We start from the raw sequence: 22,261 nt of genomic DNA on the forward strand, positions 1-22,261 counted from the left end.
AGAAAGCTTGAATTACTGAGCTGGTGTTTGTTCAGTCTTATTAGCGTCAGTAGTATCTGTAGCTTTGTTGTGATCTTGTTGCTCCATAGTAGTTGTAGCATTATTTTCAGCTTTCTTTTCCGCGTTGTCACCACAAGCAGATAGTATTACTGCCAAAAATGCGGTTACAGCTAAAAGAGCCAGACGTTTCATAATCATTCTCCGTAGTTGATCATAGGTTATTAACTTCCCTTCATTAGTCTAGCAAAAATTTACCTTAAGTGAAGGACTTATGAAATATTGATGCAAATAAATTTTTCACATGATCAATTTCAGCCCGCCGAAACTATTTTTTTGGCAAAAAGGTTCTTAAGCGAGAACACCCCTAAATTCACCTTTGAATACCTGACCATAATCTATATAATCTTTATTCAAGCGTAAATTAAGGGTTAAGTAAGACCCAAACCAGAATAAGGATATTATGTTTCAAGCAGCTTTAATCATTGCCCTAATGTCTTTTAGCCTTATTACCCAAGCAGCCTTACCCTCTGATCCAATCCAGCGCTGTTTAGATATTAGAAGACTTGTGGACATTACTACCAAACAGAAAATGGCCGCTAAGGAACCAGGGGTATTACGCTTTAAATTTCATAAAATTTCAGCATCTGACCTGCCTTTGGATAACTCAGTAGGCAATATGGAGGAAGTTATCCAAGCATTAAATAATCAGATTGAAAACTGCAGTAAAAATTATAGTGAATTTAAGACAGTGTCTATTGCTGGTCAAACGTACAAGCGTAAGGAATGGTGTCTTAATACCAATATAAAAATGCTCAATCTTGCAAAAGCTGCCCATGGTGATTTTCAAAAATTTTTATCGATGCTCAAAAACGAATTTGATTGGTATAAAAGCGAGGGCTGGCCTGAAAATCATGCAGGGTTTAAAAAAGGTGAATTCCAATTTACAGCCTATTATGCACCAGCAGCTTTAGAAGCCCGCACCAAACGTGGTGGAGAATTTCTGTACCCCATTTATAGTAACCCAGGCGTTGTAAATGTAGCTTTGGAGTCCAAAAAATTTAATTTAAAGACTCCTCTTTGCGGCGTTGACCCACTTAGCAAAATGGTGCGGGGATTTTGCCTGAAAAATGCCAATGGCACCTATTCTATAGTGCCAGACCGAGAGGAAATTTCTCGTGGGGCTTTAAATCAAAAGTACATCATCGGCTATGTGAAAGACCCTAATGATCCCGCTTTTTTAATGCTTCAGGGTTCTGGTTCATTAATTCTTGATGGCCAGGTATTTCGCATCAATTATGATGGTGCTAATGGCAGGCCGCGCACCATGCTTGGTCGCATTGTTCAATGTGCACAAGATCCAACCTGTGGTGGTAACCTTGAAACAATGGAACGTTGTGCAAAAGATCCTAAATGCCATGATGAAGCAAAGCTACACTGTAACCTGTCAAAGAAAATTAGACAGACCGGTGCATCAGAAAAGCTCATTCGCCAATATCTAAATAGCCTTTCTAGCCCCGATAAAGCCAATAACTTACGAAACCGTGACCAAAGTTTCGTGTTTTTCGCTAAAGAAGCTGGGGGGCCTTATGGGTCAGAAAATATTCCTCTAACGCCGCATGTATCCTGTGCCACTGATCACAGGGTAATCCCTATTGGAATGAATTTTATTTACAATTGCAAAAAATCTACTTCATGGTGTGTGGCTCAAGACGCGGGTGGCGCTATTGTGGGAGCACACGTTGACGTCTACAAAGGCGAGGGTGACAAAGCTGGCATAGAGGCTAATGCGCTAAATCATCCAGGCTCATTGTTTGTAGCACTCCCAAAGCGAGAATAAGTTTAGGTGGTTGCAACTGGAGTTAATTGATATAGCTGCTATAATTCGCCATTATTCTAGAAACTTTCCAAAACAAATATGGCTCAAAGAACAGGGAGCGCTAATCTACCCCTGCATTATGGTCGTGTCCCTTCATGGTTAGCAACTCACATGGCAAAATTAGGTGCAGTCATGAGCCAGGCCATTATACATCATTACGGCCGAGATGAATTTCTGCGGCGTTTGGCTCATCCCTTCTGGTTTCAATCCTTTGGTGCGGTTATGGGTATGGATTGGCATTCATCCGGTATTACTACTAGTGTGATTGGTGCGCTTAAACGGGGGTTAGCGCCACTATCAAAGGAGCTTGGCATTCATGTTTGTGGAGGAAGGGGTAAATATTCACGCCAAACCCCACACGAACTTATAACCATCGGAGCCAAAGTAGGTTTTGATGGTCAACTACTCGCACAATCCAGTCGCCTAGTAGCCAAGGTGGATAGTGCAGCTGTCCAAGATGGATTCGACCTTTACTTACATGGCTTTATTGTTACTGATGAAGGCAAATGGACTGTCATTCAACAAGGAATGAATACCACTAACAAACAGGCTCGGCGATATCATTGGTTATCGGAAGGATTGGACAGTTTTGTTGATGCACCTCATGCCGCCATCGAAGGACCTCATCAAGGTAATATTATCAACCTTACCGATCAAAGAGCTCAAATATCACGCTCAAAGCAAATCGACCTTCTGAAAACGTTCTCTCCCGAGCGCATACTTGCAGAAGTATCAAAAGGTGAACATGCAAAACCAGCCATTATAAAAATGGAGCAACTTTCGTTACCTCATCTCGAAATGCCGGCACATCATGATGTAAGGGCTGAAAATATTTCCTTACGACGTTTGCACGGGAACATTGCGGCTGCTATCGAGCGCGGCCCCGAAGATTTCTCAGAACTTCTATTAACACCCGGTGTAGGCGCGAGAACCATTCTTGCACTAGCCTTAGTAGCTGAAGTAATTCACGGAGCTCCTTATCGATTCTCTGATCCGGCTCGTTTTTCATTGGCTCATGGAGGCAAAGACCGCCATCCCTTCCCTGTGCCAGTGAAAGTATATGATGAAACCATTCATGTTTTGAAAGTGGCGGTTCACAAGGCAAAACTTGGACAAAGTGAAAAATTAGAGGCGATTAAACAGCTCGATAAACAAGCAAGAAAACTTGAACATCACATTACCAGTGGTCCAACCCTAGAAGAAATCCTTGTTCATGAAAACAGTGTTTCATCCCAATATGGCGGCAGAAGCGTGTTTGGATTAGAGTGACTCAACGCGTTTTCTTTAAGGATTGATTGACCATTGCAACATAATCTTTAGGTACAATAACAACAACCTACAAATGTATTCTGATAACCTACAGTGACATTTTACATCGTTTTAAAATTCTTTCGTTTGATAATCCTCTGATACCCTTGTTAAGTACGATGAATTTAAAAAATTATTGCTAATGAGGCAAATATTTATCCCGTAAAAAGAAAGACTGTAAACCGATTTTTCTCGAAAGCAATGATCTACCTAACAATGGCAGGATATTAAACTTCTACAAGAATGCTTTAGTGATTAGAGTGGTGGTTGGGTAATACTACCCATACATTTATTATTCTGGTTGTTTTAAACTAATGCAAATTAGATATTTTTAAAACAAATAGATAGTCATCATGCTTTGCACAATTGAAGTAACGCCAGCCAATTCCTTGATCCATGAGGTCAAAAAGCTACCTGATAATGCAACCTCTGTCATTTTCACACCCACTTGGACGCTTTATGGGAAGTATACCTTGGGAGATAAAGCAGAGAAAGAAGTGTCCGAAGCATTTAAACATTTACCTAAAACGGTAAGAAAAGTAAACTGTAAAGGTAATGAACTGGGGCATCGATCTTTAGCCTATCTAAAAGGTATTTTTTCCGTATTGGATAATTCCATTACCTATCTTAATCTAAGTCATAATAAGCTTCATGTTGTTTTTGCTCATCCTGGACTTCGAGGAGATCTTTCCTTACTAGAAAGTCTGCCTTTTTCACTGAATACACTTGATTTAAGCCACAATAACTTTGAGGTTAATTCATTGCAACATGGCATCGCCCATCTTTGTAGGAATGTGATTAACCTGAATCTATCCCACAATAAACTGGAGTACGACGGAGTAATTAAAATACTCGATTGGCTTAAAACTAAATCAGTAAAACAGCTCGATATTACTCACAACTCCTTGATAATCCCCACAGATAGAGAATGGATTAATTTATGGAAAAAATTACCTCCAAGTATTGAGCAACTTTTGTTAGGCCAAGAGCCAATGATGGACATCACTTGTACTGTAACACCAGTTAATAAACCCATCTTTTCAAATCTTAAACATCTTAAGGTAATTAACATTAATCCCTTTAACGCATTTAACCTTACGAAGTGGATTCCGTATTTGCCACAAAATTTAACTAGCCTGAACTTAAAATTTAGTCTAGCTCATCTCGATGCCACCTCACTCTCAAAATCATTCGAAACTCTTCCAAAAAGCTTACGCCGGTTGAGCATAGGAAGTAATAATTTAGGGAATTATTCTTCGGATAAACTAGCGGAAGCCTTTTCCAAGTTTCCTCAGAATATTGTCGAGCTCAATTTAAGGTGTACTGGTATTTTCTATAACAAATCAGGCACAGAACTTCAAAAAATATTCTCACCTCTTCAACAAGTACGAATACTTCATTTAAACGGTTTTGAGACCTTCTCATCTAAAGATATTAAGCAACTCAGAGGTATTTTCCCTAACCTGCAAACACTTTATCTGGATGAGTCTGACCTAGAGCTATTCGGAGTGGATAAAGAACAACTCGATGCACTTCACCAAGCCTTTTCTCATGTTCCTAATGTTATTATCACACCGTCCGCTTCCTCATCTATTAACACGAACGACAAACGAGCCATGGCAAATTTGACCAGAAAGTATGGATTTAAGGCTTCCGTTGCCAGCCTTATTGATTTTACTGCATTTTTTATTGCATCACGTCCCCAAATTAAGACGGTGGATGACAAAAACCGGAAACTTCTTACCTCCGAAATGGATGAGTTAGTTGAAAGTATAAAAAGCAGCTTATAGGTTGCTTTTCAGTCAAGGTAACTTTGATTCTGCGAGTGCTTCCTATAAGTTGTAGGTTTACCTTCTAGATTCTATCGAACAGTTAAATAGTACCTGTTTACTGACTTGGCTAAGTACATTTGTTAGAATTCTTAAAATTTATCGCTTTTGAAATCTCCATGTCTGTAACTCATACTCCTATGATGCAGCAGTATTTGCGCATCAAATCAGAATACCCCGATATGCTGCTCTTCTATCGAATGGGCGATTTTTATGAACTTTTTTATGAGGATGCCAAACGAGCAGCCCAACTGCTTGATTTAACTTTAACGCATCGTGGACAATCTGCTGACAAACCCATTCCTATGGCGGGTGTGCCTTATCATGCGGTAGAAAACTATTTGGCGCGATTATTAAAAAAAGGGGAATCGGTTGCAATTTGCGAACAGATTGGTGATCCAGCAACAAGCAAGGGGCCGGTTGAGCGACAAGTGACCCGCATCATTACTCCTGGTACTGTCACAGATGAAGCTTTATTAGATGCCAAACGTGATACTATCCTTTTGGCTATTCATCAGGAACGTAAGCATTTCGGTCTAGCTTGGGTCGATTTAAGTGGCGGACGATTCCATTTGCTGCAACTTAGCGATGAGGTGCAATTAAGCGCAGAGGTCAATCGTTTAAAACCCGCTGAAATTTTATTACCCTCTTCTTTTCCACCTGCGCTACGGGATAAGTATACAATAAAAATTCGCCCTGACTGGGAATTCGAAGTGCAACATGCCAAGCAATTATTACGAGAGCAATTTGAGGTTAGCCATTTGGAAGGATTGGGCGAAAAAAACTACGGTATTGCCTTCTCAGCAGCAGGCTGCTTGTTAAGCTATTTACAAACCACCCAACGACAAGCCTTGCCTCATTTAACGCAAATTACTCTGGAACAAAGCACTGATTATTTACAACTGGACGCAGCGACGCAAAGGCATTTGGAATTATTTGAAAATTATCAGGGCGGCCGTGAAAACAGTTTACTGGCAGTGCTTGATTACACAGCTTGCGCCATGGGAAGCCGCCTTTTAAAACGCTGGCTTGGCAGACCCCTCAATCAACACAAACTTATTGAACAAAGGCAAGAGGCTGTTTCTGAATTGGTTGAGAACGACAAGGATAACCAACTGCACGCTTTATTACAGCAAACATGTGACATTGAACGTATTGCCTCACGTATTGCTTTAAAGTCGGCAAGACCCCGTGATTTAGTTCGGCTTCGTGAAACCTTAGTACTTTTACCTGCATTTAGTGCAGCCCTCAGCAGCAATCAGGCACCCTTAATCAAAGAAATAGCCACTAACCTTGAGCCTCAGCCTGTTTTATATAAACTGTTGGCCGCAGCGATTGTTGATAACCCCCCGATGCTTATTCGCGATGGTGGTGTCATCGCAACGGGCTTTGATGAGGAACTTGATGAATTAAGAACCCTTAGTGACAATGCGACCGAGAAACTTATCGAACTTGAAAATGCTGAAAAACAACGCTCAGGATTATCGTCTTTAAAATTTGGCTATAACCGCGTGCAAGGCTATTACATTGAATTATCTCGTACACAAGCTGAAAAAGCACCTGCCAATTATCAGCGCAAGCAAACTTTAAAGAATGTAGAGCGCTATATCACGCCTGAATTAAAATTGTTTGAAGAAAAAGTGTTATCCGCGCAAGTCAAAGCCTTAGCCCGGGAAAAATGGCTCTATGACCATTTATTGGAAGAGATTTTACAATTTATTCCTTTACTGACACAGCTCGCACAGGCTATTGCCGAACTGGATGTATTGACAACGTTTGCCGAACGCGCCCAGTGTTTGAATTGGTGTCGTCCACAATTGGTATCCACCCCTGGTATTTCCATTAAAGCAGGTCGTCATCCTGTCGTTGAGCAGGTTTTGCAAGAACAATTTATAGCCAATGATCTTACTTTAGACAGAACACAAAACATCCTTTTAATTACTGGACCTAATATGGGGGGCAAATCAACCTACATGCGCCAAAATGCGTTGATTGTTCTCTTGGCGCATATCGGCAGTTATGTTCCTGCCGAGCAAGCTCTTATTGGTCCTATTGATAAAATCTTTACTCGCATTGGCGCCAGCGATGATCTGGCCTCGGGCCGCTCAACCTTTATGGTAGAAATGACTGAGACCGCACAAATTTTGCGGCAAGCTACCAACAAAAGCCTCGTGCTAATTGACGAGATAGGCCGGGGTACAAGTACCTATGATGGCATGTCGCTCGCCTATGCAACCTGTGCCTATCTTGCGAATACCATTAAAGCTTATACGTTATTTTCAACCCACTACTTTGAATTAACCCATCTACCAACGCAGTTTAATTGCATCAGGAATATTCATTTACAAGCCACTCTAACGTCTGGACGTATTGTTTTTTTATACCGTGTTGAAGAAGGTGCAACAAATCGCAGTTATGGTTTGGAAGTAGCGCAACTTGCAGGAATCCCCAAGGAAGTGTTAGCCATCGCTTCCGAGCAGCTAAATCGTTTACAACAACAAACAGCGCCCTCAGAAAACCCCAAACTAAAACCTACCTTACAAGCGCCAGTTCTTAAAGCATTAGAAGCTATTGACGTGGACAATTTATCACCACGAGAAGCATTGGAATTGGTTTATCGATTGAAAGATTTAGAAACAAGTCCAGTGGGCAGGTAGTCCCTATGGCTTGGTATGGATTCAAAGCAAAAGTTAGTAGTATCAGTGATGCCTTACCTGTGGTTAGAGTATTTAGTTTAGTAAAACAGCATAAACGTTTTCTGCGGTTTTTCGCGCTAGTCAGTAGTTTAGCTTTGCTTGTTGCAGCAACTACACCGACCATTAAAATTACAGGCGTTAAGAAAAAAATTGCTGCCAATATCGAAGCACGACTAACAGAACTGGCAAAAGATAAACCTCTGAATCATTTATCCGATGAAGCGCTAAGTCTTCAGATCACCAAAGCGATAGAACCCTATGGTTATTTTAAGCCGGAAATTACCATTTTAAGTCATCAACCTTTACGTATCGCCATTACCCCAGGTACACAGGTAGTAATTTCAGATATTCGCGTGGAAATTAAAGGTGAAGGCGCAAACAATGACGTGATTAAACGCGTTTTGGAACCTCTGCCTCTTAAACAAGGCGATGCACTCAATACAGTAAAATATGAGGAACTTAAACAAACATTATTAAATGCAGCAGAACACCAGGGTTTCATGCGGGCAACGTTTGAAAAATCGGAAATTCTTATACACCCTAATAACACAGCCTCTGTATATTTGATTTTAAATACCGGGCCTCAATTTTATTTTGGTCAAGTTCGTTTCGACCCTACCTTTATTTCTCCAGACCTATTAAAACGCTATATTCCCTTTCACTACGGGCAGCCCTATTCTACTGAACAAATTCTTGCTTTAAATAATCAATTGGCATTTAGCGGCTATTTCAAGAACGTTTCAGTAAAACCACAGATTGATAGCTTGCGCCACATTCCTGTGGATGTCCACTTAGAACCTGCCGCACGATTTAGCTACTCCTTCGGCCTTGGCTATGGAACGGATACTGGTGTACGCGGTCGTCTAGGGTATCATGTGGTTCCGCTTAATTCCTCGGGGCATAAATTTAATGCAGCAGCATTAGGATCCTTTAAGGAGAATGGCCTACAAGCTCAATATGTCATTCCTGGAGCCAATCCCGTTACTGATCAATACAATATTACTGCCAATCTTGCACATTTGGATTATAATAGTGGTGCTAGTAATTTAGTTTTAACCTCTATTGCTCAACAACATACCACAGCACGCTTTCAACGAACCCTCGCATTAAATGGCTTATACGAACGTTATACCTATACAGACCAACCCCGGGAAGAAAAAAATACTTTATTCCCTAAAGCAAGTTTTACGTGGCTTAAAACCACAGATAAACTTTTTTCACCCTCTGGTTATAACATCACGCTTACTGGTCTAGGCGCCAGTAAAACACTGTTATCAGACGTTAGTTTTGCACAAGCATCCGTTAATATTAAAGCGGCATTAACACTGGATTCTGTTCGCACGCGCCTCTATTTTCATTCAATTCAAGGCATTACTGAGATTAATGACATTAATCAAATGCCCTTATCGCTCGCGTTCTTATTAGGCGGCTCAGATAACTTAAAAGGTTATAGTTATAATTCCCTCGGTCCAGGAAAAATCCTGACTTATAATGGTTTTGAAATTCAAAAAGAGACAGTCGATCATTGGTATTTTGTTGTTTTTTTTGACAGCGGCGATGTTTACATGCCAATATCTAAGGTTTGGAAAAATGATGCAGGTATTGGTTTAATGTGGGTGTCCCCCGTAGGCCCTATCAAGGTAGGGATTGCCCAACCTATGGATAATCATTTTAATAGAAATGACCAGAAACCGAGACTCGTTATTAACATGGGTCCTGATTTATAAATGCGCGTGCTTTTTAAACTACTTAAATCAGCAATTTATAATTTGCTTATTGTTTTTTTAATCCTGGGTAGCCTGTTGCTTTTTTTAATTGCAACTACACCAGGTTTAATGTTGACTTTGAAATTAGCCCATTATTTTTTGCCGGGACATTTAAGCGTTGAGTCTGTACATGGACGACTACTTAATCATTGCTCATTTGGCTATTTAAATTATCATGATTCAGAAATTGATATAACACTGAAAAATGCGGATTTTAAATGGCATCTTTTAGGACTTTTTCAACATAAGCTCGATATAAAAGGACTGACCAGTCAACAAGCCAGTATCACTATAAATTCACAGAATGCCACACAACCTGATTCCACACCGTTTACTTTTCCGAAACTCCCCTTTGAAATCATACTCCATGATGTTTTCTTTCAAGACATAAAGTTTAATCAAAACAGTACAATACATTCGTTTAAAGGAGTTAAATTACAAGCTCAGATATCGAACAAGCAATGGGAAATCACCCAACTAAATTTAGACTTTGGGAACCTTCGTTTAAAAACAACGGGAACAATTCAGCCTGTCATACCCTATGCTATCGCGGCAACACTCACATTAAACAATCTCGAAAAAAATTTCCCAGTGAAAGGGTTCTTTAAACTGGGTGGGGATTTGTCTCTTTACCATTGGGAAGGGCGTATAAAAAATCCAACCCATAGTGTCCACCCCATGGTATTAAATCTTCACGGCACTTTAAAACAAGGCCAGGAATTAACCACTAAAGCCCAATGGGACAATTTTATTTGGCCGCTTACTGCCCAACCCACATTAACGAGCAGTGGGGGACAATTTGAAGCAACAGGACGTCTACCGAAAATAACCCTAGCGTTGCACTCGATGGTTAATACCCCGGTTCAGTCTGAAGTTACCATAAACGCCCATACACAGGCAAAAGGTCTAGATGCACAAGGGCTGATTAAATTAGCCGAAGGTCAAGTTAACTTTAATTTAAATTATAGCGATGAGGAGGTCCCCAAATTAAAGGGAAATTTACAGGCCTCCACCCTGCCAGATAAAAAAGAGCTGACGCTTGAAAATGTAAAGCTTAATGCCGACTTTATGGGCGATTCTTTAGTAAATCTCACACTCAATACACATTTAACTGCCAATTATTTGAATACCCCACTAAAAGCGAATCTACTTTATCAAAATCAACACCTGCACGCCCGAATGACTCTGGGAGTTAACCGTTTGGAAATCAATGGCACTTATCCCTATCAATGGCACGCCAAAGCCACTTTACCGAAACCGCAACTTTTGTCACCCTCCCTTACGGGATTAGAAACAAGTATTATTGCCACAGCCTCTTTATCTCAATTTATGACAGGACAAGCGCATCTATCCATTAAACCCGGACACTATCAATTTGATGAAGGGAACCTCTCGAAATTACAGTTTTCTGGCGGACAGTTAGACGTCTCTTTAACACCAAAAAATCTGGCCTTAAGCGGTAAACTAATCATCGACAAAGAGAAAAATTTGGCGATGACATTAAAGTTACCCAATTTCCAATTGGATAACCATTTAATAGCGAAACAAACCATTGAAGGCAATTTACGTTTATACGTGAACTCTTTAAATTTTCTTCAAACACTAAGCCCTGCAATTAATAAAGCACAAGGACGATTAAAGGCCGTTCTTAAAGCCACAGGTACTATAGGAAAGCCATCCATTGAGGGCAAAATTGACTTAACAAAGGGACAAATTTCCCTACCCGATTGGGGACTTGATTTTCATACCATCCAGATGCACTTGCAAAGTCAAAATAAACATTGGAAAACAGAAGGATCCCTACTTTCCAATGGCAAGCCTCTGACTCTTTATGGTAAAGGCATTTTTGACCCCAAAGTTACTGGTACCCTTCATCTTGAGGGCGATGATATAACCTTGATTAATACACCAGAGTACCTCATCAACGTTTCCCCCCAATTACTTCTTGAAATAAAGCCTGCGATGTTTAGTGTGAAAGGAACCATTCTCATTCCCAAAGCACAACTTAAACCCCAGTCATTTAATAACTCGGTGAGTCTATCAGAGGATGTAGTATTTGAAGGCAATGAAAAAACTGTTAATCCTTTGCATATTAATACTGATGTTAATCTTAAAATGGGTGATGATGTTTCTTTAAATGTAAAAGGATTAAAAGGTTTTCTAACAGGCGCTATTCGCTTGCACCAATTGCCGCAAGAACCTCTTAATGCAACGGGAGAACTGACTATAAAAGAAGGTAAGTACCAGGCTTATGGGCAAGATTTAACCGTTGACCAAGGACAACTTATTTTTACTGGGGGATCGGTACTAAATCCTGGCCTTCGAGTACGGGCAATTCGCCAATTTAACAATACTTCCACTCTATTTTCTGGATCAAATCAATTATTGGATTTTAACACCTCTAATTTGCAAACCATGAATGTTGGCAGCAAAACCACGGTTGGGATTGAAGTCACGGGTCGTTTAACCTCTCCTAAAGTAGAACTTTTCTCGATTCCCAGTTCACTTTCCCAAGCAGACATTTTGTCAATGCTTTTACTTGGAAGACCAGCCAATCAAGCAAATAAAGCCGGCGGACAACTGCTATTAGCAGCTATGTCTTCCATGAATTTAGGCTCAGGTGCAAATGGCACCCAATTGGTGGAGCAGTTAAAACAAACGCTAGGCGTAGACGTTAACCTGGAAAGTAATCCACAATTTGATCCTAAAAGTAACCAGATGACAGAAAAGACATCGGTAGTGGTTGGAAAATCGCTGTCTAAGCGCTTGTATATCAGTTATAACTACGGTTTGGCAAAAACAGACAGCAATGTAGTCACCTTAACCTATTTATTGAATAAATTTTTTAGCTTACAGGTCAATTCCAGTCTTGCCGGTAGTGGCATTGACCTACTTTATACCCATCGCAAGGATTAACTATGACTGATTACAATCTCCCTCTACGACTAAAACGTTTACGTCAAACTCCAGCAGTAAGACATATGGTACAAGAAACACGTTTACACGCTGCGCAATTTATTGCTCCCTTATTTATTAATGAGATATTAACGAAGAAACGTGAAATAAGAAGTATGCCTGGCCAATTTCAATTAAGTATAAATGATTTGCCAGCAGAAATAGAAGAGCTATCCATGTTGGGTATTCCTGCCGTTTTACTTTTTGGGATTCCCGCTCATAAAGATGATCATGGCAGTGCTTCATTACATCCCGAAGGGATTATTCAACAAGCCATACGCAAAATACGTGCAATTAATCCAAACATGTTAGTGATTAGTGATGTTTGCTTTTGCGAATATACAAGTCACGGCCATTGCGGCCTATTAAAAGGCGAGCAAATTGATAATGACAAAACTTTGGAAGCACTTGCTCAACAAGCCGTAAGTCATGCTGAAGCTGGAGCCAACTGGGTAGCGCCTAGCAGTATGACGGATGGAATGGTAAAAGCAATCCGTCAGGCATTGGATAAGGCCGGTTATACGGATACTGCCATCTTAAGTTATGCCATTAAATATAGCTCCAGCTTTTATGGTCCTTTTAGAGAGGCGGCACAAGGCGCTCCGCAGTTTGGTGACAGAAAAACTTATCAAATGGATCCCGCTAACAGCAATGAGGCATTAAGAGAGGCATCCCTCGATTTGGCGGAAGGAGCAGACATGCTCATGGTGAAACCAGCGATGAATTATCTGGACATTATTTTTAAAGTGAAACAACAATTTCCTGAAATGCCCCTAGGCGCTTATCAAGTTAGTGGCGAATATTCAATGCTTAAAAATGCTGCTATTCAAGGACTGATTAATGAAGAGCAAGGGATGTATGAGAGTTTACTAGCCATCAAGCGTGCTGGAGCTGATTTTATAATCAGCTATTTTGCCAAAGATATTGCAAAGCTTTTGAATGAAAAATAAAAGTGTTGTCTCTCGTAGGCCATTCCCCTATAGTAAATACTCGTTGGAATAGGTTGTATTGCACGCTCAGTAATTCCAACTTTTTTAATTATGGGGGCGCGATTTAAAGTGTGGTTTTAAATTTAAAGTTTTATTCTTATAATCTTCGACGCCCCGCGGCTTTACCGCGGGACCCAGCGATCTGATTCATGGACCCCGCGTTCAAGCCGCGGGGCGTCGGTCAAGAAACCACACTTTAAATCGCGCCCTAATTATGGAGAGAAATTTATATGAATCAATTGTTTAAAAGCCTGACTGCCTCTGCTTTGGCCTTCGCTGCAACAACCGCCTTGGCAAGTCCCGCCTATTTAGTAACTCATAATAAAACCAATGTAGAATCAAATGCCTATGTAGCAGGCAAAGCCTCTCCCCACCCCACTGCCCCCAAAAGTGATGGCAAGGTTTCGTGGTATGTAGTTAGAATGGCTTGTTTTGGACATACCGACAAAAATATATGTAAAGCAGTTATAAAAATGGCTACAGATACACCAAACCCAGTAGATATAGGGGAGGTTTCATTAAACGTTGAAACGGGTGAAATTAGCCCTACTTCATTGAGTAGAAATGGTTATACCATAACCGTTAATGGCCCAGGCGAAGCAACATTAACAAAAAACTGATGTAAGTTTGCTATTATCATCGCAGTAATACGTTGTATTTTTCTGGATGCTAAAAAAAAGCCACGCTTAGCGTGGCTTTTTACTTTACTTCGTTGGAACGGGAACAGGTTGATCGATAGCCCAAGTAAGCTGAACACCCACCAGATGGGCATGAGCGTTGCCACGAGCTTGAATCGTATTAGTACTGGTACCAAGCACTTCAGTTCTATTGATAATAGGATCTTCATCAGTAAACAGATAGGTATATCCTGCGTCAACACCAATGTTAGGTCTCCACTGATAATGCCCACCGATAGCGACAGCCCAACGGCTTGCATCAGGGATACGAACGCTTCTGTGAATATCATTGGTTGGTGTCTCATCATAACCACCACCCACACGAAGCATCAATTGATCAGTAAAGCGGTAGTTGGCACCAATCGCAAAACGCCAGGCATCACTGTAATTTTCAGTAGAAACAGAATTAACCAATACCTGACCCGCTGCTGGGGCAAAAGCAACCGCATTATCAAGCTCAATCGTCTTAACGGTTGACCATCCAGTCCATATTACAGAGGCCAAAAGAGCCAGTTTTTCATTCACATCATGATAACCACTTAATGTCACGATATCTGGAAAACTGATATTATTGCTCGATAAGGTATCCGTTCGAACGACCGCATTTGGATTAGCTGCCAATATCGAGAAAGGATCGGTAACATCAATTCCTGGAGAAGCCAATCGCCCAGTTAAACGGCTAAAACCATGAAACTTATGCCTCATCTCGGATTGGTAATTTAAACCAATGCGTGTATGGTTATTATTAAACATCCCCAATACACCCGCATGGAAACCAACACCAAAAGAGTCCCCTTTATTGTAGCTTTCTGAATCCAGAATATTAGGGGTAACTGGCGCACCAAAGAGGGCTAAAGCTTGCATTAAAGCAGGAGAACCAAGCATCCGGTTAAATTTAACTCGCGCGTATTGAAAATCAATACCAGCTCCTAACGCAATGTTATCGTTTATCTTACCACCAATTTCAGGAGAGGCATTAATCGTTTGCAGCTCGCTTAATGTAGCAGCATAACGAACTGGGCTTCTTTCACTCCATAAGGTTTTTAACCCAAAAGGAGAGACAACACTAAAACCGAAAGTGGCGCTTTCACCTAAAGGTAATGCATAGTGCAAGGACGGTACTAAAGCGTTTTTAGCGCCATCCAGATCGCTAAACGTTTGGACATAAGGAAAAGGAATACCAGTGGTTCTAAAAGTACTTGTTCCACTTAATTCAGAAACCGGAAATACCCCTACACCGCCAAATACGAATTGTTGCTCACGTATTAACGCAAGTCCTGCTGGGTTGTACCAACCTGTAGATGCATCTGCAGCTTCAGCAGCGATACCGGCAGCAAAGTTGCCCACGGCAGATCCATTACTTTCTGTGTAAAGGGAAAAGCTCCCTGCGCTGGCGGAACCCGCCATCAACGCAACAACAGCTGCGCTGACTAATGTTCTAATGGGTTTTTGCATACTCATCACACTCCTTACGTTAAATGCATCCCAATACATTGCAAACCAAATGATAATAAATGAATTAGAGATGATTTCAAACGCCTACAGCAAAAAAATTCTCCATATAATCAAAAAGTAGCTATTAGAAATTCAACATGAACACTAAGAGAGCATGATGACAATTTATTATCTTTTGTTTACATTCATATTACGATGAAAACAGCATTTGGAATGTGGCACTAAAACTTCCCCTAAGGGTCAAACCGCCTGGATTATAGGCATTTACCTTGGATTAAAACACAATCAATCTGTATTTTTTTAGATGGTGATGTTTACTTTCTTTCACTGGAATTTAAGCGCCCATAAGATAGTTATTACCTTATAGAAATACTGGCTTGTAAAAACTAACCACTCCATGATAATGTGTTCTTTTTTTGCACGGATATAGCTATGCAACAAGTCGTTACCAAATTTGGTGGAACCAGTGTTTCTTCTTTGCAAACATGGGAAAATATTGCAGCAATTACAAAACAGCATATCGCTGATAATGTGCAACCTGTTCTTGTCTGTTCAGCATTAACCCAAATCTCTAATAAATTGGAAAAAGCGATCGAAGCAGCCCTTATTAATCAACATCAAAGCATTGAAACTGATATTCGTGAAAGTTACCAAGAATTAGCAAAAGCCTTGCAGGTTTCTTCTGAACTTATTGATGCTGAAATAATACAATTGCAGCAATGGCTTACGGGGATTGCCCTTCTAAAAGAAGCCTCCCCCAAAACACGCGCCCAGATACTAAGCCTGGGTGAGATAATGATGACCCGACTGGGGTATGCGTTTTTGTGCAACCAAGGGATTAAATGTCTATGGTTTGACGTTCGTGAAGCCTTAGTTTCCACTCCTTTTGTCAGTGGGGATGCCATTAATTATTTGGCAGCACGGTGCAACAGTGAGCCTAATATCGAACTGAGCAATAAATTAGCAGCAAGTGGTGCTCAGGCAATTATTACGCAAGGTTTTTTTGCTGCCAACCCTCAGGGAGAAACTGTCTTGCTAGGTCGCGGCGGCTCTGACACCTCAGCAGCCCTGTTAGCTGCAATTTTACAAGCAAAGGTTTGTGAAATTTGGACAGATGTACCAGGTATCTATACAGCAAATCCCCACTTATTACCTCATGCCCGTCTATTAAAGCAGCTTAATTATGACGAAGCACAAGAAATTGCCTCAATGGGTGCTAAAGTATTGCATCCCAATTGTTTACCACCTGTTCGTAAAGCGAGCATTCCTATGATAGTTAAATTTACGCGCATGCCCGCGCATTCTGGGACGCGTATTTCCCAGGAAAGTGATGACAAAGCCCCCCCTATTAAATCGATTCAGGTGAAGCACAGCATCATTTTAATTTCTATAGACACGATTCATATGTGGCAGCAAGTCGGTTTCCTGGCGGATGTTTTTGCTGCGTTCAAGCAGCATGGGTTTTCGGTGGACTTACTCTCTTCTTCAGAGACGAATATCACTCTCTCGCTGGATAGCAATGCTAAATTGCATGACAGGCAAGCCCTTGAAGCATTACTTGCCGATTTAAATCGCTTTGGACGTGCAAAATTGATTGAGCCTTGTAGCGCTGTAAGTCTAGTTGGCCATCATATCCGTACAGTTCTTCCGCAGCTAGGTCCAACCCTGGAAGTGTTTGACGCTCAGCAGGTTTACTTAATGTCGCTTGCATCCAACGATTTGAATTTAACATTCGTAGTTGACGAATCGAAAGCCGATCAACTGTGTCAAAAGCTTCATAATGTGTTGATTGATAATAATCCCCAAAGCTTTTATTACTCTAAAAGCTGGCAGGAGGAATTCGGCAACCCAGGTTTAAAAAATACACCTTGGTGGGAGAAGGAGAAAGACAAACTATTAGATTTGGCAGCAACGCAATCACCTTGCTATGTGTATCATTTGGAAACACAATCGCGAAAAGCCGATGAGTTATTGGCGTTAAAATCGGTTGATCAAGTCTATTATGCCATGAAGGCAAACCCTCATCCTGATATTTTAAATAACCTGTATCGAAAAGGAATAGGCTTTGAATGTGTATCGATTGAAGAATTACAACAGGTACTAACCCAGTTTCCTGATATTGATAGACAACGTGTACTATTTACACCGAATTTTGCAGCAAAAAAAGAATATGAATTTGCTTTATCTACTGGTTGTTACCTTACAATTGATAATCTCTACCCTTTAGAAAATTGGCCTGAACTTTTTAAAAATCAATCCATTTTATTGCGTATTGATTCTGGCTGCGGTGCGGGTCATCACAAGTATGTTTGCACGGGTGGCAATGAATCCAAATTTGGCATCCCCCAAGCCGATTTGCCTCAAGTGAAAGAACTTATAGAAAAACATCAAATAAAAGTCATCGGTTTACATGCCCATTCCGGCAGCGGCATTCTGACACCAGAACTTTGGCAACAAACCGCTTTAATGCTCACAGCACTTATCAGTCAATTTTCTGATGTCCACATTATCAATTTGGGAGGCGGTTTGGGGGTAGTCGAAAAACCCGGGCAACAACCCTTGGATTTAACCACTCTGGATGAATCATTATCAGCTGTTAAATCAAGCTATCCTCAAGTGTCACTTTGGATAGAACCGGGGCGTTTTTTTGTTGCCGAAAGTGGTGTTATTCTTGCCAAAGTCACCCAGTGCAAAGAGAAAGGAAAAGTACGCTTTATCGGTATTGAAACAGGTATGAATTCTTTGCTACGCCCTTCACTTTACGGTGCCTACCATGAGATTGTTAATTTAAGTCGGTTAAATCATGAGAAAACTGGCTTTGCACATGTCGTGGGGCCTATTTGTGAATCAGGGGACACGTTAGGTTATGATCGCTTATTTCCTGAAACCTATGAAAATGATGTGATTTTGATAGCCAGCACTGGCGCCTATGGCCATTGTATGAGTTCCCATTACAACCTTAGGGCGCCAGCACAAGAAATTACGATGGATTAAACGATGCTTCAAGATAGTCAACAACGACTACAGGCAACTGATCCCTGCAGGTCATTTATTGTTCAAGCACCTGCAGGATCTGGGAAAACAGAAATACTTACACAACGTTATTTGAGGTTATTGAGTGTTGTTTCTGCACCAGAACAAATTGTAGCGTTAACATTTACGCGCAAAGCAGCTAATGAAATGCGGGAACGTATTTTATTGGCATTAAAGAATGCCGCTATGGAAAAAGTCCCAGGGTCATCTCACCAACAGGAAACTTTCCTCTATGCAAGAGAGGCCTTGGCACGAAGTCAGCAATTGAATTGGCGCATACTGCAACAACCAAACCGCTTGCGCATCATGACCATTGATTCGTTATGCCAAGCAATTTGCCAAGCCATTCCTCTGTTAGAAAAACAGATCCCTTATGCACAAGTGACCGAAAATCCACAAATGCATTATGAGGCGGCAGCACGGGCTTGTTTGGCCTATGCCCTGGCTGATAATCGGTTGCATCTTCCTCTTAAGAAATTATTGAAACATCTTGATAACCGCCAGGATAAGCTGTTGAATTTATTTAGCGGCTTATTGGCAAATCGCGATCAATGGCTCTCCACTTTATACATCGCACGAGAACAAGACCAGTCTTCTTTTGAAGACATGCTAAAACTCATTGAGCAACACGAACTCATGCGGTTTAAAGAGTCGGTGCCCCTGACATGCCGCAGTCAATTATGTACCCTCGCCCGTCAATTGGCGACAATTGAAAATGATTGTAAGTCGCCTCGTTTTGTCTTGCAGAATTGGCATAAATACGAAGAGCTCGATCGAGAAATTGCTCTCGGTTTAACAGCGTTGTTACTAACCTCCCAAAACACCTTGCGCCAGGGCTTTGATCATCACGTCGGCCTTAAGCGTGGTGTTTGTGACGATAAACAATATGATGATTTAAAAACTGCAAGTAGAGCCCTGCTAGTCGAATTAAGCATGGAGTCAGAATTTCTGGAAGCATTGGTGCGTATTAAAGATTTACCACCTCCTCATTACGATGCCGAACAATGGCAAGTTTTGCAGGCTTTATTTACCCTACTGCCTTTACTGGTTGGGCATCTGCAGTTAATCTTCTCAGAAAACAATGAAGTAGATTTTAGTGCAATTTCCCAACAGGCTTTGTTTGCTTTAGGTGATGAAGACCAACCTACTGATCTAAGCTTGTATTTTGATAATGTGATTCATCATTTTTTAATTGATGAATTTCAAGACACTTCCATCCAGCAATTTCATTTACTGATAAAATTGCTAAATGGTTGGCAATCTGGCGATGGTAAAACCCTTTTTGTGGTTGGCGATCCCATGCAATCCATTTATCGTTTCCGCCAGGCAGAAGTAGGTCTTTTCTTAAAAGCAAAACAAGAAGGCATTGGGCCAGTACCATTAGAATCGTTGGAATTGTGCAGTAATTTCCGCTCAACACCCATTATTGTTAACTGGGTAAATCAGCAATTTCAATCCATTTTTCCCAAGCTGGATGATATTGAATCCGGAGCAATTTCTTTTCATCCTGCTTCACCTGTGATTTCTACGGATGAGGAAAGTTTTATCAAAGCCTATCAATTTTCTAACCGCATAAAAGAAGCCGAAGCGGTAGTTAATTGTGTTAGTGCCGAACTGCAAAAGAACACGGAACAAGATATTGCGATTCTCGTACGTTCTCGCAATCAGCTTAGCGATATTACCCGTTTATTGCGTGAAAGGAACCTTCCTTTCCAGGGGGTTGAAATCGATTGTCTATCACAACTTCCACACCTTCGTGATCTATGGACCCTTACCCAAGTTTTGCTACTACCTGCAAATAGACTAGCGTGGCTAGCTTTGTTAAGAAGCCCTTTTTGTGGCTTACCTCTTGAAGAATTACATTTCATTGCAAATCGGGATAAAAATAAATCCATTTATGAACTTCTTTCACATGTTGACGAGTTACCCTTTGAGAAAAATACCTGTGCCAGACTCAAATTTGTGTATCAGGTTATCAAGAATGCTCTTTACTCACGACAGCAAGACACTCTGGTGGATTGGATTAGCTCAACATTCAAGCAGCTGCATGGCCAACATATTCTAAGTGGAAAAGAACAAGAAGATCTTGAACAATTTTGGCAGCTACTGGAACGCTTTACTGCGAAAGAACAATTTCCCAACTTAGAGCAGTTTAAAGTGGAATTTAATAAATTATATTCGCAACGTACAACCACTTCCCGTTTGCAGGTTATGACTATTCATAAATCGAAAGGTTTAGAGTTTGATTGTGTTATTTTACCAGGATTAAGTGCCAAAGCACCTAACAGGGATCAACCTTTATTTCGTTGGTTCAAACTGCCAAGTTCAGAGAGGGATGATTTGTTATTGGTTTCACCTATCAAAGCAGCTTACCGAGAAGAATGCCCCCTTTATAGCTATCTTGGCAAGCTGGACGCTGAAAAAGACGGTTACGAATTACAACGTTTACTGTATGTTGCTGCTACCCGCGCTAAAAAACGTCTTTATCTGTTTGATAACCGCGAAAAAGATACGAAGGGTACATTTCGTTATCTTCTGAAGAATCAGGAGTTTGTAACCAATGAAGCAGAGTCAATAAAACCTCAAGAATCCCCGCTTCCTTTGCGCCAGCAGTTACCTCTCTGGTTTTATGAAAATTTACCAACCTCCCCGCTGCAAGAAGGGAAAACTACAGTCATTCATTATGCAACCGAGGCACGTCAAATCGGAATTGTAGCCCATGAATTATTACAATGGATTTGTAGTTATCACCCATCAACTTTTGAAGAATTACCTTGGGATTTGGTAGTTCGTCGTTTTAAATCAATGGGTTTTACAGACGAAGAATTACATACAACCTGTGAAAATTTAAAACACCAGCTAAAACAATTATTTGCAGATCCCATCGGACAATGGTTAATAAAGGCTCATAAAGATGAAGCGAATGAATATGAGCTACTTATCTCTGAGTATCCCACCCACACTGTGGCAAACATCAAAAAAGACAACCGTCATCCCGAACGTAATGAGGGATCTCCTTTGTATGAGGAGATGTCTCACTACGTTCGACATGACGTACGTCTTAGGGAGCAGACGGCAATCACCCGCATTATCGACCGTACTTTTGTGGACAATGGTACGCGTTGGGTTATTGATTTTAAAACGGGAAGTGACGATAAATCCGTACATACAAAACACCACCTGCAAGTCAATGAATACGCGCGTCTTTTATCCCAACAATCGAATCACCCCGTTCACTGTGGAATCTATTATCTTGCCACTGGTAATTGGATAACATGGGCGTATTCGGATGAATTGTCATTACTTCCATCTGCCCCTTAAAATCTCTACCAGAATATCAGACATATCCAATGAAACTTAAGATAACAATCTGAGTATCGCGCACATTATTCTCACATTGACCAATAAAAAATCCAACCCGATATCTCAAGGATTTTGCTGAATTTCTGAAGTGGATTGAATTTCGGGATTCTGTTGCATCTCTGGTGCTTGCTGCAAATGAGGCGTTTGCTGAATTTCAGGGGTTTCAGGCGCTTGTGGTGCCGCTTGAAGTTGAGGGGCTTGTTGCACTTCAGGCGCTTGTTGCACTTCAGGGGCCTGTTGCACTTCAGGAGCCTGTTGCACTTCAGGAGCCTGTTGCACTTCAGGGGCCTGTTGCACTTCAGGAGCCTGTTGCA

The 22,261-nt window shown here is 41.0% G+C and carries 12 protein-coding genes and 1 pseudogene; 10 read left to right on the forward strand and 3 right to left on the reverse strand.

The window, feature by feature from the left end:
• Positions 1-12 precede the first annotated feature (12 nt).
• On the reverse strand, positions 13-192 hold the full coding sequence (locus Ljam_RS01970; RefSeq protein ID WP_058448460.1) for a hypothetical protein: 180 nt from the start codon (positions 190-192) through the stop codon (positions 13-15).
• 268 nt (positions 193-460) lie between these two features.
• On the opposite strand from Ljam_RS01970, the gene Ljam_RS01975 reads away from it, so the two are divergent.
• The 8 genes from Ljam_RS01975 to Ljam_RS02010 all read left to right on the forward strand — a co-directional run bounded on the left by Ljam_RS01975 (position 461) and on the right by Ljam_RS02010 (position 14,039).
• A complete protein-coding gene (locus Ljam_RS01975) occupies positions 461-1,837 on the forward strand; it encodes an MltA domain-containing protein (RefSeq protein ID WP_058448461.1) in 1,377 nt (458 codons plus the stop codon).
• Positions 1,838-1,915: 78 nt separating this feature from the next.
• A complete protein-coding gene (locus Ljam_RS01980) occupies positions 1,916-3,145 on the forward strand; it encodes a DUF763 domain-containing protein (RefSeq protein ID WP_058448462.1) in 1,230 nt (409 codons plus the stop codon).
• A gap of 392 nt (positions 3,146-3,537) precedes the next feature.
• Complete coding sequence (locus tag Ljam_RS01985) at positions 3,538-4,974, forward strand: leucine-rich repeat domain-containing protein (RefSeq protein WP_058448463.1); 1,437 nt, start codon at positions 3,538-3,540, stop codon at positions 4,972-4,974.
• 158 nt (positions 4,975-5,132) lie between these two features.
• The gene (gene mutS / locus Ljam_RS01990) at positions 5,133-7,670 is read left to right on the forward strand and encodes a DNA mismatch repair protein MutS (protein ID WP_058448464.1); all 2,538 of its coding nucleotides are present in this window, start codon (positions 5,133-5,135) and stop codon (positions 7,668-7,670) included.
• 5 nt (positions 7,671-7,675) lie between these two features.
• Positions 7,676-9,436: an autotransporter assembly complex protein TamA gene (locus tag Ljam_RS01995; RefSeq protein ID WP_082651553.1), complete on the forward strand. Its 1,761-nt coding sequence runs from the start codon at positions 7,676-7,678 to the stop codon at positions 9,434-9,436.
• A complete protein-coding gene (locus tag Ljam_RS02000) occupies positions 9,437-12,391 on the forward strand; it encodes a translocation/assembly module TamB domain-containing protein (RefSeq protein WP_058448465.1) in 2,955 nt (984 codons plus the stop codon).
• A gap of 2 nt (positions 12,392-12,393) precedes the next feature.
• Entirely contained in the window at positions 12,394-13,380 is a 987-nt protein-coding gene (hemB, locus tag Ljam_RS02005; RefSeq protein WP_058448466.1) for a porphobilinogen synthase, read from the forward strand.
• Between the two features lie 269 nt (positions 13,381-13,649).
• Positions 13,650-14,039: a hypothetical protein gene (locus Ljam_RS02010; RefSeq protein ID WP_058448467.1), complete on the forward strand. Its 390-nt coding sequence runs from the start codon at positions 13,650-13,652 to the stop codon at positions 14,037-14,039.
• An 84-nt stretch (positions 14,040-14,123) separates the two neighbouring features.
• Here the strand turns inward: Ljam_RS02010 and Ljam_RS02015 are convergent, their stop codons facing one another.
• Positions 14,124-15,560: an OmpP1/FadL family transporter gene (locus Ljam_RS02015; protein ID WP_162262905.1), complete on the reverse strand. Its 1,437-nt coding sequence runs from the start codon at positions 15,558-15,560 to the stop codon at positions 14,124-14,126.
• A 423-nt stretch (positions 15,561-15,983) separates the two neighbouring features.
• Between Ljam_RS02015 and Ljam_RS02020 the strand changes: the two genes are divergently transcribed.
• On the forward strand, positions 15,984-18,545 hold the full coding sequence (locus Ljam_RS02020) for a bifunctional aspartate kinase/diaminopimelate decarboxylase (RefSeq protein WP_058448468.1): 2,562 nt from the start codon (positions 15,984-15,986) through the stop codon (positions 18,543-18,545).
• Positions 18,546-18,548: 3 nt separating this feature from the next.
• Positions 18,549-21,905, forward strand: coding sequence for a UvrD-helicase domain-containing protein (locus tag Ljam_RS02025; RefSeq protein ID WP_058448469.1), 3,357 nt, complete (start codon positions 18,549-18,551; stop codon positions 21,903-21,905).
• A 105-nt stretch (positions 21,906-22,010) separates the two neighbouring features.
• On the opposite strand, the pseudogene Ljam_RS02030 reads toward Ljam_RS02025, so the two are convergent.
• Positions 22,011-22,261, reverse strand: a pseudogene (locus Ljam_RS02030) (hypothetical protein); the annotation flags it as partial.

The organism is Legionella jamestowniensis, assembly GCF_001467745.1.
Lineage (GTDB): Bacteria > Pseudomonadota > Gammaproteobacteria > Legionellales > Legionellaceae > Tatlockia > Tatlockia jamestowniensis.

Bases quoted from the DNA above. Each gene is read 5' to 3' on its own strand.
- Ljam_RS01970 (WP_058448460.1), bottom strand. From the start codon at position 192: ATGAAACGTCTGGCTCTTTTAGCTGTAACCGCATTTTTGGCAGTAATA.
- Ljam_RS01975 (WP_058448461.1), top strand. From the start codon at position 461: ATGTTTCAAGCAGCTTTAATCATTGCCCTAATGTCTTTTAGCCTTATT.
- Ljam_RS01980 (WP_058448462.1), top strand. From the start codon at position 1,916: ATGGCTCAAAGAACAGGGAGCGCTAATCTACCCCTGCATTATGGTCGT.
- Ljam_RS01985 (WP_058448463.1), top strand. From the start codon at position 3,538: ATGCTTTGCACAATTGAAGTAACGCCAGCCAATTCCTTGATCCATGAG.
- mutS (WP_058448464.1), top strand. From the start codon at position 5,133: ATGTCTGTAACTCATACTCCTATGATGCAGCAGTATTTGCGCATCAAA.
- Ljam_RS01995 (WP_082651553.1), top strand. From the start codon at position 7,676: ATGGCTTGGTATGGATTCAAAGCAAAAGTTAGTAGTATCAGTGATGCC.
- Ljam_RS02000 (WP_058448465.1), top strand. From the start codon at position 9,437: ATGCGCGTGCTTTTTAAACTACTTAAATCAGCAATTTATAATTTGCTT.
- hemB (WP_058448466.1), top strand. From the start codon at position 12,394: ATGACTGATTACAATCTCCCTCTACGACTAAAACGTTTACGTCAAACT.
- Ljam_RS02010 (WP_058448467.1), top strand. From the start codon at position 13,650: ATGAATCAATTGTTTAAAAGCCTGACTGCCTCTGCTTTGGCCTTCGCT.
- Ljam_RS02020 (WP_058448468.1), top strand. From the start codon at position 15,984: ATGCAACAAGTCGTTACCAAATTTGGTGGAACCAGTGTTTCTTCTTTG.
- Ljam_RS02025 (WP_058448469.1), top strand. From the start codon at position 18,549: ATGCTTCAAGATAGTCAACAACGACTACAGGCAACTGATCCCTGCAGG.